Raw genomic sequence first — 16454 nt, 5'->3', positions numbered from 1 at the left:
GAGGGGCGGGCTAGCGCCCATGATGATCGGGAAATAGACACGACTAGGCAACCTGCGTGAGCCGCGCTCGTAGAATGGCAAGGGCCCAGGAAGCTGGACAATCCTGAGCCCTTTAAAGTCCGTAGTCCTGAAGGTGAAGCTATGTGGTTGTCACGGATGGATATTAGAATGTTTCAACCACTAGTCAATTGCAGAATTGAGCGAATCCATTCAAAAATAGCAACGTTGCTAATAGGAGAGTGCGACGATCGATGATGAACCTGATAGAGTTAGCGAGTCAACGGTAGCCGATATGAGTTTCAAGATGGAGAAGGCATGGCACCGCGATTTTAAGCTTAGAGCTCTTGAAGAGAGAATTTCAATGACAAAGTTACTAAAGAAATCAGTGGCCTACTACATAAAAAATAACCCGCTAAAGGGCTGATATCACATAGAAACGTCATGCCTAGCGACTCGCACGGCGCTAGATGAATTATAAGTAACCTATTACTTATTTTCTATCTTTGTAAAACGTGTAGCCTGTTCTTGGCGAAAATTCCTAACCCGATCGTCGACGGTTCGCTGCGAGGCATTAGTCAGGTCACTCGCCCCCGGCTTTCGATCGGAGAGATCTGCAAATCTATCGCGCGCCCCCAAGCCGTCGGCGCCCCTCCTGGAAAACTTCATTCGAGGCTGATGATCGACGCAGGGGCAAAACTCGTCATCTGAGGCGTCTATCCCGCTCCGGTCAGGGCGCACGCAATCTTGGTCGCTTTACGCGTTTTATCTTCCACCTGCTGTGTGTGGCAAACCCGTCGGCGTTGGATCGCTCCGGAACACAAAATGAATCGGGCGCTTCGGAAAAGTCCAGGGCAAGGAAAAGTGGAGCTCCACCGTTGCCATTCCCAAAAGTTGGCCACTCCAAATCGTCCAGCTTCTCCGGCTTGTTGGGTGACGCGAAGACCACAATGATGCGCAATGGATCGGGGGATCTGGTTTTGTCGGTCTGGAGCCGTTGTGAATGGTGATGCCATTCACAGAGCCTCTTGTGCTTACTTTTTACCTGGGCATTTCCCCAACTTGTCACACCCTTCGCTTCAATCAGAATGATTGTCCGATCGAACGCAATGATCAGGTCGAAGTCCTCATGAGTTCCGCGAATAAGACGAAGGGTCGGCTCGCCCGTATCGGAGACGATCGGATTCTCTAGCGGAGCAGTCCAATCAATGTCAGCCGTGCTGTCCAACACCAGCGCACCAAACAGCCAGTCGATATGATAGTCGATCGCCCACCAAGCAGATGGGGGGACATCTAAGCCTATGGCATCACTAAGCCGTTGCCGAAAGAAGCCCGAGAGCACGAGTTCCTCGCCGCTTTGGCCAAGCGCGTTCCGAATGAGCCAATAACGTTCTTTCCGATTAAAAAGCTTGAGGCATTCCACTAAAGTTCGCGACACGAAAATCCCCCGGTTGGCCGGTTTGGCGAGTCCACAAGGCCCCCTGGCTTTTTTGCGAATTGGTTTCGGCCATACCCTCAGAAAAAGCGATTATGAGACAACAGGCCAGTCGAGCTTGTCGAGTTCGTCCTGCGGAACCTTGCCGTGCCGGTCGAATGCGGCTTGCAACCGCTCGCTTAGCCAAGACATCCCCTCGACCGACAGCTCGACCGCAGCTTGTTGTCGATAGGCCTTTCGGGGGTCAGTGTTCTTCCCGTCGCCATCTTCCGCGTTGCGCATTGTCGGTGCGAAAGAGCTGGCACCAAGGGCTGTCATCAGCTCGTTGAGCGAGACTCCATTCGTCAACGTTCCCGCGACGAACTCCGGGTGGTGAACGCGTATATAGCGGGGCCATTTCGCTTTCCATTCGCGGTGCGCAATTTCCTGCATCGTAGCGTCGTCGCGCCCGGCAACATATCGCATGCCAATCGCCCGGCCGAATACGCGTATATCATTTGGTTCATTCGTCAGCCGACCGATGAAAATCAGAGCGTCATCTCTAACTGCTCTCGGCCGCTTCTTCGTCGGATATGCGACAGCCCAGTGGCAACCGGTTCGGTCGATCTCTTGAACTGTTGGAAATGATAGTGGGACGCGATATTTTCCTTCGCCGAGGAACTTAACGAAGGCTTGAGTAGCATCAGCAACCCTTGTCGGAACCAGGCTTGGCGGCGATGCAACGATACCGGCGTCAGCTCCGAAATCTCCAAGGCTTGGGCGCTGAATAGGCCTTCCTCCGTTCACTTGATGGCGCATCACAATTTCGTCCCACTCATTGAGCTGCCCCACCGTTAATTCGACACCGCTTCGGGCCCACAGGTGATCAAAGTAGTGGCGGCATGCAGATACGATGGCCGTGTCCTGGGAGATCATGCCGAACTCGTGGTTCCGCGCTAGAGCGGCCTCGGTCAGATTGGCGGACGTCACAATCGCCCTACTAGACCCGAATAGATACATCTTGGCATGAAGGTTTTTCAGGCCGCGGACTTTGGCGCCGTCCGCCAACAGGCGGCGCAAAGCAGAGATATCGCTGACGCCGTCGGCGAAATCCGACAGATTGAAACGGGTAATGACCCGGATTGATTTCGGGCCCATGGAAAGGAAACGTTGCAATGCGCCCCTCTTGATGAATGGAGAAATAATCGCCAATTCGCTTGCATCAGCGCGAACTGCTTTTGCAATTTCCAGTGCCCAACCGGAATCGACGAACCTAGTGGTCATTGGTCAGCTCCAAGCGTGTGCCACTTTCATCATCGAAGCCGAGCCGGTCTGTGCCCGAAGGATTGCGTCAGCGCGGAGCTAAGGGCTCAATTGCCGACGCGACGGGGGAGCGTGCTAACCCCCGAGCCCGCACGAGTGTGGGACGTTGACCGGAATCGATCCTAGGCGTTTGCCATCGTAGCCCTTCGCGACGGTCGCTATCACCGCCGGGTTCCAGCCGTAACCGCAGTGGGCGGTGTCCGGGCGCTCCAACAGCCCGAAATATGTCTGATCGTTTGAGACAATCACGTTGGTAATCTTCATGTCCTCCGGCAGATACGCTTTGGGGAACAGCCGATAGCTCAACAGGTCATTCGGATCCGTGAAAGCGACAAAGCGGATCGGGCCGGAGGGCTCGGCGACAAGGGTCCTGATCTTCGGAGCTCTGGCGCTGGCGAAGACCTCAAGGAGGGACCCGTTAGCCACCTCTGTAGATTTGTCGGCTGCAATCTTGGCTGTGCCTTGAGAGTATGTTGCGGCATTCAAGAGAGGTATCTGGTTTGCTAGCAGGAAAACCATCTGAACATCGCCAAGGCGCTGGGCAATCCGCGACTGTTGCGATGCAGGCGCGGTTTGCCATATCGAGACGATCGCATCTGAAAGCATCTTGCTTCCCAAGCTTTCGGCGACTAGGACGGTCTTCCGACGCGGCTTGCTATCATCGATTAGACAGCGACTCGCGCCTGAGATATTGCCGCCCAGAGCGTCACAAACTTCGGAACGTATCCAGGACCTAGTCGGGTCGCCAGCCATGCCCGTGTAAATCACCGCGTCGGAAAAGCAGTCGTCGATCAGGCCTTCCTTGAGGGTCTTGTTCAGGCTGGCACGCTTCAGTTCATCGTTGTGGTCGAGCTGAATGGCTTTCTTTGCATCGGCGGCGAGCGGTGACCAGACGAGGAAACGGAGTTCGAGGGAATGTCCGTTCACACTGTGGTCAAAAGTGACACGCGCGGCGCGCTTCGGCCCATACACGACGTTGTGGCTAGACGACCCAATTGCGATCGCCTGTTGGAGAAGGGCATGACGATTATCTGCCCAGTCTTCCTTGTGAGTGCACATGCCGTGCACCCAGACGACCCGTAGGTCTTCTTGCGTGGCAAAGCTCATGATGCCACCAAAGCTGGACGCGTTGTCCTGGCCTGGCTCTTGGATGTCCGGAGGAATGTAAGGGGTAGCACACCCCGCAATCAACAATGCAGCGCCGAAGACTAGTGTGGAAAATAGGCTGCACAAAGAGCGCTGTATTATTGTTGCCATCACTCTTCCCTCAAGTCCTCTTCAGTGAAGCTGAGAAAGGGAGAAAAAGCGAGTCGTTTCGGGTGGCCCGAGAACTATCTTATGGACGACACGCTGAGGCCGCTCTCATGATGGCAGAATGCGCAACCCTAAGATCCATTAAAGCGCTATGTCTGGTGTCACATTTATGTTTCATGGTGGCTCCCGGCGATCTTTGCCTGAACCTTCGCAGGAATCCGAGCCCGTCAAAAATTCCGCGTGTCGCGCTACCACAACGCTCCGCTAGGGGGGTGGGCTCCATAGTTCTTTATTTGCCGATTGAGCAAGTTGAGGACAGCCGTAGCGACTATTTGTTCGTCGCGGGCTTGTGGCATCCTCCTCCAATAGCCGGGGTGACGGGTCGTAATGGCGCTTGTGCCATTCGCTGAACGAAAAATTGTGGTGTGGCCGTCGCCTAACGTTCGGGACTTCAAAAAGCCGTGCTCAGCCAGGAGGTTTTTGATCTCTGCACGGAATCTCGAGGTTGCAAACAGGATCAGCGCTGGGGCTAGGCAATGTATTTCTTCGGAGAGGGCCTGTAGGCATGGACCCGCTATCACGGGCCATTGTTTCGGAGAGGGCGGGCCGGCGTCACCGTTGCTGACCTCAAGCCGGTCCATCTTGCTCACATTCGTCCAGGCGATATCCATACGATCCGGGGAAATTCGCTCAATGAATTGCCAGAACGGGGAACGTCGATTTTCCCTCCTAATCATCCAGTCTCGAGACGCCTTTGAGCTATCCAACTGCGTTAGGCCCGAGCCAACGGATTCTGCTTTTGGACCGGCGCTCATTCCAACATAAAGGACGCTTGCGGGTGCCCCAGGTCGATATCGCCGACCTATGCCGGTAGCGAATACTCCGGGTTGAGCCCACCCTGCAGCAACGGCTTCCTAATTGGCCTTCACCAAAGCGTTCCACGTTAGACGGGTGATCGGCAGCGACATTTGTTCCCCCTCGTCAGGTGTTTGTGGTCGGCAACGCGTCAAGAGACGCGAACCGAATTTCCGGTTGCCGGGATGGGGCTCATGGGCCGCTCACTTTCCGAATGCCATTTGCGATGTCCCCCGCGAAGGACGTGACCGCATTCCAGAGCGGCTCGGACATGAGCTCATCTAGCTTCACCGAAGGCCAGCCAGTGAGCTTGTCGGTGACTTTCAACGTCGATGATGGCCATTCTCGGATCGCGGACAGCAGTGCCTTCCTGGTATCGTCCGGAGCGTAAGCTGGCGTTGAGCCGAGATTGGCGAGGGACGTTTCCAATCGGCCCGATGTCTTACGCATGAAGAACACATAGGTGCGCTTTCCGTCCGGGCGCAGAAGCCCAGCTGCGAGCGCGTCCTGGCTGTTCGTCACCACGACGTCATAGCCGGTCGATCGCAGCCAGTCCGCAGCCCGCTCAGCGCCAGCACGGGACTTCGCGCCATGCAGACTTGCGAGGTTTTCCAGCCATTCCGTTTCGGACAGGCGCTCAGCAACTTCGGTCACGGCCTTGGTCGTCTGTGCCCGTTCTGTCTGCCCAACCAGTCGCGGGACCAGCGTGCGAATGCCATTGGCGCTGGTGAACTGTTCGACCTCTATCGCCAGAACTTCGGCCGGGCGCATCTGTTCGTTCAGGAACTCAACAATGCGCGCCAGTTCCTTGGGGATGCGATCAGCGACGAAAAGCATGCGGACTCGGCCGGACCTCAGATTGGCTTCCACAGCCCTCCAGAACGATTCTGCATCGGCGTTGTCTAGGAAGCTGGCGAGGTGAGTGTCCGGCTCCAGTCCTGCGCCCGTTGCCGTATCGCGGTATGCCTGCACAATCCGATCGATAGGCCAATAGGCGACGCCGTTCGCGGCATAGTCCAGCATCTGGGCCACGACCTCCCGGCGAGCCCTTGTGTCGGATGCCTGCTTCACCTCGACAAGCACGGGCACACCTTGGCGATCTAGAAATAGATGATCAAGGGACCAACGATCAGAGCCGTTCACGGCGTCGGGAACGGGTTGTTCGCGTCGAATGAGAAGCAGCTTGCCTTCGGGTCCCCCTGCTAGCCTCAGCATGGCGGGATGATCGCCTAGCAGCCGCTGAAACAGGTCTTCGGATTCGTAGTCTGTCCGGTTCAGTTCGGTCAGCTGGTTATCTTGTCCGACAAGGAAAATGCTGCTCATGTTCGCCCCGCTTGTTTGATGATTTCTTACGAGCTGCTGCGCGTGTCAGCAGAACATGGGTCTACGTCTCAACGACCGGGTAGAATGGCCGTCCCCAGTCCTCGGTTGAGTTGTCCATCATGATGTCGATCATGATGGGGATGAGAAACCCGATGACATCGGCCCCGTCACGAAGTTGGTTGCGGTTAGTGCTCGAGTTCCAAGTTGCGCCGCCGTGAACAAGTTGGTTACGGAGCACATAGAGGCGGTCGAATAGCATCGACAAGATGTTGGCGGTATCGCGAGTCATCAGCGCGCCGTGGAAGGCACGCCTGGCGGCATTGAATCGTTGCTCCCAGTCGTCGTAACCATCGATCCCATTTTGGTGGGACCAAAAAGGACCAAAGACGAAGCGATTCTCCAGAAAGAGCCGGATGGGGCCGGGAAAGCGTGTCCAGACCGCGTCATAGATGCGGCTGTTCTTGTCGAGGTCTCGCAGCATTCCGAAGAACCATGCGAATGCTTCACGCTCACCTCGCACGTCGCGCTCGTCCGCATAGGCCGCGTTAAACGCGATCCAGAGGAAGAGGAACGCTGCAGCGGGATCGTTGGCTTCTGCTTCAGCCCGTCCGATCCAACTGATCGACCGATGGACGCGAAGGCCGAAATTCTCGGGGAAACCCGCCCGAAGTTGACGCTGCTTTTCCTTGAGCGCCTCAAACCTAAGCCGAGCTGCCGCGTTGTCCTTCATCGGTTCATTCCGTCCGTTCATCCTATCCCGTAGGCATGTCGGGAAGTGCGCAGAGCGTGTTCACGAGACGAATTTGCTCGACCGTCGAGCACCCCGCCTGCAGCAGTCGAGGCGAAAAAAATACGAGGCTCAGGGCCTTGCCGCGACTAACGGCGACATTGAGCCGCTCACGGGAAAAAAGGAACTCGATGCCCCGTGATGTCTCTTCCGCTGAAGACGCAGTCATTGAGACAATGGCAACTGGAGCTTCCTGTCCCTGAAATTTATCGACGGTTCCTACTCTGAAGTCGGGCAAAGCTTCGACCAGAGCGTTCACCTGCGCGTTGTAAGGAGCGACAACGATGATATCGTCCTTCTGTAGCGGGCGCACCAAGCCGTCACTGTTGGTCCATTTTCCGGCAAGCAGAAGGTCAATCTTCTCAAGGATTGCAATGACCTCTTCAGGACACTCCTGCGCGCGCCCTTGGTGGGTTACCGGAATCCGCCATGCGCCGGCAATGGGCAGTCCCGGTGAGTGGATTGCTTGCCGCGACGTCGTTTCGTGTGGATGCAGCCGTCCTTCGTAGAACTGTGATGAAATGAAGCTGCAGACTTCGGGATGCATGCGACGCGTGACGGGAAGAAAAATTCCCCGGTCCGGCGCAACGTTCTGCCCTTGGCCGAGAACCCAGTCGAGGCAAGAGAGGTTTGCCGGATCAGGGTGCGCTCCCTGAATTACCTGGGGGAGTTGGCGGGGGTCGCCAACAAGGACAAGATTCTTCGCCGCATTCGACATTCCGATCGCATTTGCGAGAGAAACCTGCCCAGCCTCATCGACGAAAAGGTATTCGAACGCGCCCTCGAGTTGATCTCTCGAAAACAGCCACGCTGTCCCGCCAACTACCTGGGCCGTTTCAAGTGCAGCATCGTCATTGTTCCGCACACTCGCGATGGCCTCGTAGCCGATCGGGGCCTCGCCGGTGTCGGATCCAATCTTGTGCGCGAGCTGGACCTCCGCAAGGGTCAGTCCGACGTCGGCGTCATCGCGAAGCGCATCTACACAGGCCATCAGGACGTTGCGGATGGCTTCGTGGCTATTGGATGAAACAGCGACGCGGTGGCCGTCTTTGACGAGTGCCAGGATGGCGCGCGCGGCGACATACGTTTTGCCCGTGCCGGGCGGGCCCTGGACTGGCAGGACTGTCGCATCCATCGCCCGAATGGCCGCTATAGTTCCTCCGAGGGGATCTGCCGCCTCATCCAGGGGAAGCGGTGAAGCACCTCTGAAGCATGGCGGATTGCGTGAGAGGAGATCCTCTGCCGCCTTGTTCTCGCGGTCCCCACACTGGTCCTTGATAACTTTGTGGACAGCGGAGGGAATGGGTTTGGCATCTATTGCGAAGGTAGGGATAAGATCGAGCCGGTCCGGGAGCGTATCGCCGGAGCCCGGCCCCATTTTCAGCGTTACCCGCCGAGCACTGCGGTCGAGCGCTGTGATGTCGACCTGTCCGAAACCGCCCTCGACAGCAAACTGCGAGGATTTGCCCGCCCTTAGCTTAGTCTCTTGCGGCGGATATCGGTAATCTCGCTCGTTCGACCTCTTCACCGGCCGTTTCGGCCCGTCAGCGACCAGGCCGCCAAGGCATTCCATATCATCGCAGAGCTCTTCGAAATCCTTCGCAGCGGCGTCGAAGACAGCCCACGCAGCAGGTTTGCGCTCGCGCCAATGGAAAACGCCGAGGTCATACAAGAGGCGTCGACGATCTTCGGGTAGGCTGGATTCGAGTAGCAACTTGGCGAGATCATCGACCTCGGCTTCGGCCTTCATGGACTTCGCGGTGTAGCCCTCGCCGAGTTCCAGCCAGCGCCCGTCCGGCCGGATTTCGAGTAGCCAATCGCGCAGCCGTTCCGTAGAGACGCAGTCGATGCGATTGTAGTCTTCGATCTCTTCCAAGATGGCGGCGTCACGGCTTTCACGCCACTTCTCGTAAGCGACAACGGATCCGCCTGCAGTGGTCACCTCGCCTGTGCGCGAAAGATCGTAGAAAGCCTCCATATCCTTGATCGAATAGGATGGCTCCGATGCGTAGACGCCTCCTCGAACAACCGAATAGAGGTCGATGAAACGGCGCTCCCTCAGCCACCGGTCGAGTTGCGCTTCGCCGACGCCGTGCCGAGTGGTGAGCTTGCGAAGCGCGCTGATTTCGTATGATGCGTAGTGGTAGATATGAGCTTGCGGGTTCTGCATTATGCTCTGCTCGAAGAGTGCAAAAAGGGCGACTATCGCCTCCTTCTCCTCCGCAAAGTCATGAGCCCAGAACGCTTTGAAAGCCTTCCCATCCCAGACCCCGTGTAGGTATTCGAGGCCTTCGGTGCTGGTTTCAGCATAGAACGGGTCACCTTCGATGTCATAGTAGAGATCGCCAGGATGGGGTCGGGGCATCAGGTCGAAGCCCTTGCCGGGAAGGGGAGGGCGCAGCGCATAGGACGGTTCGCCACTCTTCCGCTCTTGCTGTAGCGCTGCCTGGGTCCTGAGCTTTTCGAGTGTCGCCTCGGCCATCCTGGGCACACGGCCGCGTTGTTGTGCGAGAGTGGCCATCGTTGAGATGCCAGTTGCTTCAAGCTTTTCCACCTGGACTCTCGTCATGCCGGCAACGCGGAAAAGGCTGTCCTCTTGCTCCCATTCTCCAGCGCAATGTTCGCGCCAGCGGCAGAGACTACAAGTTGCGCAAGGCATGGGCCGAGTTTTCGTTGGTTCGACAACGAAAGACTCGAGCCTCTCTCGCGCTGCGCGAGCATACGCCGCATATTCCGCGAGACGGAAACTGAAACGCCTGCCGTCACCAAGCTCCACGTGTGCCCGCTCTGGACTACGGCCCTGGGTAGTTGCTAGCAGGTCGGAATAGAGGACGAGTTGCAAGACATGAGCCGGGGCAGGTTTGCGCTTCAGCTTGGTATCTGTAACCTCGTAAGAAAATCCGCCGAGTTTCGAGGGCAAATCAACCCGCTCGAGGAAATCGGAGTATCCGCCCCACATGTCTCCTTCGAGCGCTCCCTGGAAAACAATATCCGGGCCACTTCGAAGGGCCTCGAGGGTCGCTTTGACAGCCACGTCGAAGGCGATCCCATCCTTTTCAATCTTGGAGATACGCTTTCCGCTTGTCTCGAGCCGCGCCAGATGGGCCGCTTCGTGCGCATCGCCATATCTTTGAAGTAGGGCCGCGTCTTCACTGTCATCCGCCGGCTTCGGCCCCACTCCTGCAAGATGTGCGAGGTCCAAGCGTGCTGCGTGCGAGCAGGCCATGAATCGCATCAAGTCCGAGGCCGACAGGCGAAGCCCATTGCCGTCGCGTCTCATCACGCGGCATCCAATACAGGTTCCTGGCCGATAATTGCGAGGCTCCGACCTCCAAGATCTCGGAAGGCTCTCTGTCGGCATGAAAATACAATGATCTGCAGATCTTGTGCCTGTCGCGTCAAGGCGTCGAAGATACGCTCGATGCGGTCGTCGTCGGTGTAAACGATCGCATCGTCGAGAATCACTGGCGCGGGGTTACCTGCCTTCGCCAGCATTCGAGCAAAGGCTAGCCGCACGAGAAGTGCGATCTGTTCCTTGGTGCCGCCCGACAGGATGTCAAAGTCTTCCTCCGTCCCGGCTCGAACCAGAGCCGTTGGCAGGACCTTCTCAGCATCGAAGCGAAGCTCAGCCTCGGGCCAGAGCAGCCGGATGAGTGGGGTAAGCTCCCTCAGGACGGGCTCAACGTAGCGGTCACGTGCGGCAGTTCGGGCGGATTCAAGTGCGTCGTCCACTGTCTGTAGGACTGAGACCTCGAACATGATCTCTTCAAGTCTCAGCCTCGCTGCTTTCAGTCGGATCTCGACGTCGGCCAGCTCTTCCTCGACGGCCTCCGCAGCATGCATTTCGATCGCCGTATCCAACTTTCCGAGATCAACGCAAATGCGTTGGCGGTCCTGTTCGACGCGTGTGATGACCGATCGTGCACGTTGTAATACAGCCTTCGCCGCTTCAAGATCAGGCGCCACGGCCAAGATTGCTTGGCGCTGTCCAATCGCCTCGCCCAACGCGGCCCGATGCCCAACAAGCCCGTTCATAAGGCAAATCTTTTCGGCCTCGGCATCTTGGAAACTGCTGAGCGCGGAGAGTGCCCTGGAGACCCTCTCCGCTCCGCTTTCTGTGGCTGCTGAAGCACGGGCCGCAGCCGTCTGCGCTAGTTCGAACGCAGAACGGGCTTTCTCAAGTGTGCTGGTTGCGTCTGCAAGTGCATGTTTTGCTGCTACCTCTGCCTCCTGAGCCTCTCGTGCGCTCGGAAGTTCGGGTTCCGCTTCCAAGGGTTCAGGCAGGCGGGCGATACTTTCCCGCAGGGCTTCGATTCCATTCGGCGCCGCTCCGTTTAACTGTTGTTCGGCACTCCGGCATCGAGCTTCGGCCTCAAGCCGGAGATGCGCGGCTGCGCGAGCGGTCTCGATGGTCTCGTAGCCAGACGCTTCAAGTGCGTCGGCAAGAGCTTTCTCGGCTACCGCAAGTGTATCGGCGGCAGACTGTGCACCGGGATGGACCGCTAGGTATCCAATGCCGTCAATCTCCAGCGTGGCGCCGTCGGGTATTGCCACACGACTTCCATCGAGCATCGGCTTACCGTTGAGCGCGACACCATCTTTTCGTCCAACGGTATAAGTCATCGTGAGAGCAACAGCCGCGATCTCGCGTGCCTTTCGTAGAACCCGGAGCTCTCCAGCCCGGTCCTCCAACTGACGCAGCACCTTTTCTGTGAGGCCAACCTTGGCGTCCGCTACGGCTTTCTCGAGCTCGGTCCGCAAGCCTTCGGCTTGAGCCACTCGAACCGTAAGCTCCGCTCGCCGCTCTGCTGTAGCGGCGCATGTCTGAGCACGTAGGGCCCTTCGAAGGATTTCAGAGGCAGTTTCTGCCGATGAGGACGCCTTATCGAAACTCCTTCTCGCCTTGATGAATACACCCTCGGCTTGACAATGCCGCTCGTCCTTGATTGCGGCATCAGCCTTGGCCAACTCAAGGGCGGCCCCGGCACTCCTTTCTTCGGCAAGCGACGCCTCGATTGTCGCAAGCCTCTCTTGGGCTCGTTCCATCTCAAGGCGTTTCGATCTTTCTGCTTCGATTGCTCGCTCAAGCGCTTCTGCATGACGGGATGCCTCGTCATGGGCGGCCTGAGCCTCTGCAAGACGCGTCATCCTTTCCGAATCTTGCTCGCCGTCTTCAAGACTGGCGAGTTCGCGCCTTAGAGTGCGCCGGCTATCAAGTTCCGCCCATAGAGACGCCGCCTTGGCTGCAAGCCCATCGCGTCGGAGACCGAGAGCCGAGACCTCGTCTTCCGTGGACTTTAGTGGGCCGCCAACTTTCGCTTTTCCGCTGCTGGTCAAGTAGCGGTCAAGTTCCCTCCGACAACGGTCCCGCGTCGCGTCCATGCGACGCCCGCCGGTCATTGCTTCGACCTCGCCGGTGACTGAAGAGAGTAAGTCGCGCCGTGCTGAGTGGGCGGATTCGCCTTCGTCGAGACTGGTCAAACCCTGTCGCACCCAGAGGAGACCGGCCGGCCCCCCTTCCTTGGGCGCTTTGAGCACCTCAGCGAGCCATGTCTCGGCATCGTCCGCCTGCTTGATTAGGTGCCCGCCGCGGAAGACCTTGGCCTCGCCCTTGCGCGTCTTGCTCCAACGCTTCTCGACTTTGAAGCGGTTTTCGTTGATTTCAATTTCGACCGCCACTTGAGGATCGCCGCCGGAATGCGGCGCAAGACTCGCGACCTCTTTGTCCCAAGACCTGTAGCCTTTGAAAAAGAGCGCGTGGAGCGCATCAACGATGGTCGACTTGCCGCTCTCATTCGGGGCCGAGAGGACGTTCAGCCCGGTGCCGATACCCGTGATCTCAACGGGGTCAGTGAACCGTCGGACATTATCGAGGCGTATCGCGAGGAGCTTCATTGCGTCTCTCCCTGCACATAGTTGTAAAGGCGTCTAAGTGCCGCCGCGGCGATCGCCCGATCCGTGGGGAGCGTTGAAGCGTCTTCAGACCTCTGATGGAGGCCTTCAGCTGCCAACCGAAGTGCGCCGCTCAACGCTATTCCATCGAGATCTTCCAGGCTGCAGTCGGTGGCGAGATCTGCATCGTCGAATTCGAAATGCCAGAACTCGGGCTCTGCAAGCTCTGCTGCACGCGTCAGAGCCATGCGCGCTGGCAGGCCCAGCCTACCGGTGGCTCGAATTTTGAGAAGCATGTCGCGCCCCCCTTGCCTTCGACCGGCAACAGCATCTCTAGCGCAGCTACAGCGTCTTGTGCAGGTATGAGTGGAAGTGGTGCTTCCCGCCAGTCGAACTGACCGGTCTTAATGGTGTTGACCTCGGGCACCGCGCCCGGAGCCAGGAGAGTGACAGCGAGGCAAGTGCCGGGGCCGCTGTGCTTGAATCGGTCGCGCTCGGGGGTGCCACAGTAGAAAGTGCGATCGCCGAACTGCTTCAGTCCGTGCCAATCACCAAGCGCAAGATAGTCGAGCCGAGCGGACTTGGCGCGATCGGGCGGTATGATGTCGGCACCGCCGTCCTCGGACCCAAATGTAAGGACCCCGCCATGTGCAAGCCCAATCCGGAAGTGGTCCGCAGGAGTAGCGCAAAGGGGCATCCACTCTGTCAGGTCGCGGCCAGGAAAGCGGCGAGGCACCGGAGCGGGCAGGAGAACCACCCGCGGCGCGATCTCGACTGGTTCCGGCGCATCAAGAAGATGAACGTTCGCTGGAGCGTGGGCTCGGAGGCGAGCCCAAAGTGCCTCAGCCGCCAGGCTGTCGTGATTTCCGGGGAGAATCCACCATTGAAGGCCTTGCGCTGAGCTCATCGCAGCCAAGGCGTGACGCCAAACGGCGTCGGAAGGCGTTTCCGTGTCAAAAACGTCTCCAGCAAGGAGCACGTGGCTTGCGCCGTGATCTTGTGCGGAAGCGGCCAGACGTCCGATCGCCGCGTGCCGCGCCTCCACCAGGCGACCGCGCGCGTCTTCCGGAAGGTTGCCGAACCTGCGACCGAGGTGCAGATCGGACGAATGAATGAAACAAAACATGTGAAGATCACCAGAGCCAGATTGAGGCGGACCCAAATGTGCGATCCGTATTCACATGAGCTATCACGTGAGGGTGTCAGAAGCTGTCATGGAGAGGAATGGTCGCGAACGTCGAAGGTTGAATTTTCGAACAAAGTGTGAACATCAATCAGGGAAGCGCATCAAAATCTGCTCTTCGTGCCGCGTGAACGATAGCTGCAAGCTCTTTGGGTTTGATGACCTGGACATTATCCCCCCATTGGTAAAGGTGCCAGGCCATCTCGAGCCACCCAGAAGCCTTGAACCGCACTTCAAGTGCGCCATCTTCAGTTGCACGCACTCGTTGATTGGGATGAAAGCGCCATTCCGAAGCGCGATCGGCCGCTTCTGGAGCGAAGCGCCACACGACCTCACCGAACTGGCTGTCGTCTTGGAATGATCCGAACGCTCGCGCCGCATGCGCTGCAAGATCAAAATCGAGGTCTCGCGCAAACCACTCGTCCGTCACTTCGACCCCACTAATTCGGTCAAAGCGGAAATGCCGAAGCTTCAGACCTTTGTCGGGCTGCCTACCGACGAGGTAGCGCCGCGCTCCGAGAAGAACGCCGTAAGGTTCGACAAGACGTAGACTGTCATTGTAACTGAAGCGAAGCCTATATGGTCCGCGAAGCGCTGCGGTCACTGCGTCGGTTACGGCCGGTGCCACGGCAACGAATGGCCCAGGCCTTGCTGCAACTCCATGAACTTCAAGCATCGCTTCCGCATCAGCTTCCGCGCGCCGTGCTTCTTTGACCGGCAGCGCGGCCAGAAGACGGTCACGAAGGCTCGCCAAAGCGCGGGCCTGCCTTGAATCGCCGCTTTCGCGAAGGCGAGAAATCGCGAATTCGAGCCCTTCAAGCTCCTCATCCCCGGAGAGCCGCAATCTAGCAAGTGGGACCTCGCGAACAATCCAGCGCCGTTCCCTGGTTTGATCTTCGGCGATCTCTACAGCGTGTGGAAATGCCTCGGAGAGCGCTGAGGTCATGCGCTGCGCAGTTCGATGGCTTACCTCGAAATGCTCACAAATATCCGCGAGCGTGACGCCCCGGAATCGTGAGCAGGCGAAATCAGCCAGTCTGAGAAGTTCTTTTGCCTTGGAATAGGACATGGTGTTTCCGGTAACGGGCACAATGGGAGAGACAGGAATAGCCGCCGCTCTACAAATATACAGGCTACTCAAATCTCAAAGAGAAGTGCTTCGCGCGTTTGGATAATATCCGAGATTGGCGGACAAGACCGCCGGATCGAGCTTGCACATATCCCAAGTTTACGAGCCAGTTTCATGGCCGTGGGTTTTCACCGTCGTAAGCACCGCTTACGACCCAAATAAAGCTTTGGATGTCGATGTTGTCGCGGGGATTTAGATCTGCGATCTCCGCTCCAGTCTTAGCTGCAAGATTTAGCAGGCTGACATAGACAGAGAAATCGAGGGCAGGGTCGTAGATTTCCTTGAACGCTTGGCCAGTGCGCTCCGCAAAATCCTTGGTTGCCTCAGGCTTGAGGAACATATGCCTGTCGGGACGCCAGAAAAAAGGAAGATAGGTTACGATCGTCCATTTGGCCGCTTCATGTTTGTGAAGCGCGCGGTCCATGTCTCTCAAAGCCTGGCGCGGATTGTCATCGAGCGTGAAGCGCGCGGCCGCCTGGATGAACGGGTCAGAATTTGATCCCCGGAGCACATCCTGCGCGCGTGATTTCTCGATCGGGTGGAGTAGATCTGTGTCACGGAACGCGGACAGGACGGACTCTCCGAAGCCCGTGCCAACGGCCGCATCTTCGACAGGCACCGCCTGCCTGAGCTTCGAACTGGCTCTTGCCTTGTAACCACGTTCGCTGAAGCTGTCCGTGTGGAAGCCGTTGGGATAGTAATGAAGGAAGAGTTTTTTCGCGCCATCGAAGCCAACATATCGTGGTGCAGAGGGACCTCTGCCATCCAACAGGAGGCGCCACACTTCGTCAGGCTCATCGCCTTCGACTTCAATCTTACCGTCGATGAGCCCGTAGAAACGATCACCTTTTTGCGCGAGACGAAGCTCCATTCTGCCAACAACTAACGTCCGCATCGTCACAGCCTTACTGGATCGTCCGGCCACCTCAGTCATCTTGCTCTTCCTCAACGTTGCCAAAATGCGCAAAGCGACCAACAAGCATGCTATCGCTCAGAAGGCTGTGGACTTCCGTCTAACCCGACCGCCCCGATCGCTACTGGTGCAGAATAACGCCTCTCGTGAGCTGAAAGTGCACCCCTTTCATATCGCTAACCAGCGTCGCCGATAGCCGGCGTTATTTTGCAGGCCTGAATCATATCCGACACTAGCACGTCTGTTTAAATTAACCTCAACATCGCCGATTGCATGGGACCCGTGGTAGTGGATAAAGTCATGTAGCAGTAGAAACTCGACGGCGAATGTTGGAGTTTCGCTGGCTGGGGCGGTAAATGCTGGAGGCGCCTCCAGCGGAGGGGC

11 protein-coding genes are annotated in these 16454 nt (G+C 57.6%); all 11 read right to left on the bottom strand.

Annotation, left to right across the window (positions count from 1 at the left end; all coding sequences use genetic code 11):
• Window positions 1–727: 727 nt before the first annotated feature.
• The 11 genes from AC1DXU_RS20115 to AC1DXU_RS20065 all read right to left on the bottom strand — a co-directional run bounded on the left by AC1DXU_RS20115 (window position 728) and on the right by AC1DXU_RS20065 (window position 16091).
• Entirely contained in the window at window positions 728–1435 is a 708-nt protein-coding gene (locus AC1DXU_RS20115; RefSeq protein ID WP_477371809.1) for a hypothetical protein, read from the bottom strand.
• Between the two features lie 90 nt (window positions 1436–1525).
• Window positions 1526–2695, bottom strand: a complete 1170-nt coding sequence (locus AC1DXU_RS20110; RefSeq protein ID WP_477371808.1) for a phospholipase D family protein — start codon at window positions 2693–2695, stop codon at window positions 1526–1528.
• A gap of 114 nt (window positions 2696–2809) precedes the next feature.
• Window positions 2810–3841: a hypothetical protein gene (locus AC1DXU_RS20105; RefSeq protein WP_477371807.1), complete on the bottom strand. Its 1032-nt coding sequence runs from the start codon at window positions 3839–3841 to the stop codon at window positions 2810–2812.
• Between the two features lie 1194 nt (window positions 3842–5035).
• Complete coding sequence (locus AC1DXU_RS20100; protein WP_477371805.1) at window positions 5036–6166, bottom strand: hypothetical protein; 1131 nt, start codon at window positions 6164–6166, stop codon at window positions 5036–5038.
• Between the two features lie 61 nt (window positions 6167–6227).
• Window positions 6228–6896 (bottom strand): hypothetical protein, encoded by a 669-nt coding sequence (locus AC1DXU_RS20095; RefSeq protein WP_477371803.1) that lies wholly within the window; start codon window positions 6894–6896, stop codon window positions 6228–6230.
• A 22-nt stretch (window positions 6897–6918) separates the two neighbouring features.
• Window positions 6919–10233, bottom strand: a complete 3315-nt coding sequence (locus tag AC1DXU_RS20090) for a TM0106 family RecB-like putative nuclease (RefSeq protein WP_477371802.1) — start codon at window positions 10231–10233, stop codon at window positions 6919–6921.
• Window positions 10233–12848, bottom strand: coding sequence for an AAA family ATPase (locus AC1DXU_RS20085; RefSeq protein ID WP_477371800.1), 2616 nt, complete (start codon window positions 12846–12848; stop codon window positions 10233–10235). The genes AC1DXU_RS20090 and AC1DXU_RS20085 overlap by 1 nt, the downstream gene beginning before the upstream one ends.
• On the bottom strand, window positions 12845–13141 hold the full coding sequence (locus AC1DXU_RS20080) for a hypothetical protein (RefSeq protein WP_477372270.1): 297 nt from the start codon (window positions 13139–13141) through the stop codon (window positions 12845–12847). Before AC1DXU_RS20080 ends, AC1DXU_RS20085 begins: the two co-directional genes overlap by 4 nt.
• Window positions 13084–13971, bottom strand: coding sequence for a metallophosphoesterase family protein (locus tag AC1DXU_RS20075; protein WP_477371798.1), 888 nt, complete (start codon window positions 13969–13971; stop codon window positions 13084–13086). Before AC1DXU_RS20075 ends, AC1DXU_RS20080 begins: the two co-directional genes overlap by 58 nt.
• A 148-nt stretch (window positions 13972–14119) precedes the next feature.
• Complete coding sequence (locus tag AC1DXU_RS20070) at window positions 14120–15097, bottom strand: helix-turn-helix transcriptional regulator (RefSeq protein WP_477371797.1); 978 nt, start codon at window positions 15095–15097, stop codon at window positions 14120–14122.
• A 172-nt stretch (window positions 15098–15269) separates the two neighbouring features.
• The gene (locus AC1DXU_RS20065) at window positions 15270–16091 is read right to left on the bottom strand and encodes a hypothetical protein (RefSeq protein ID WP_477371795.1); all 822 of its coding nucleotides are present in this window, start codon (window positions 16089–16091) and stop codon (window positions 15270–15272) included.
• Window positions 16092–16454: the final 363 nt, after the last annotated feature.

The sequence above is a fragment of the Mesorhizobium sp. P3_A10 genome (assembly GCF_056403175.1).
The sequence above is the reverse complement of the archived record's forward strand: the minus strand, read 5'-3'. Positions and strand labels throughout refer to the sequence as shown.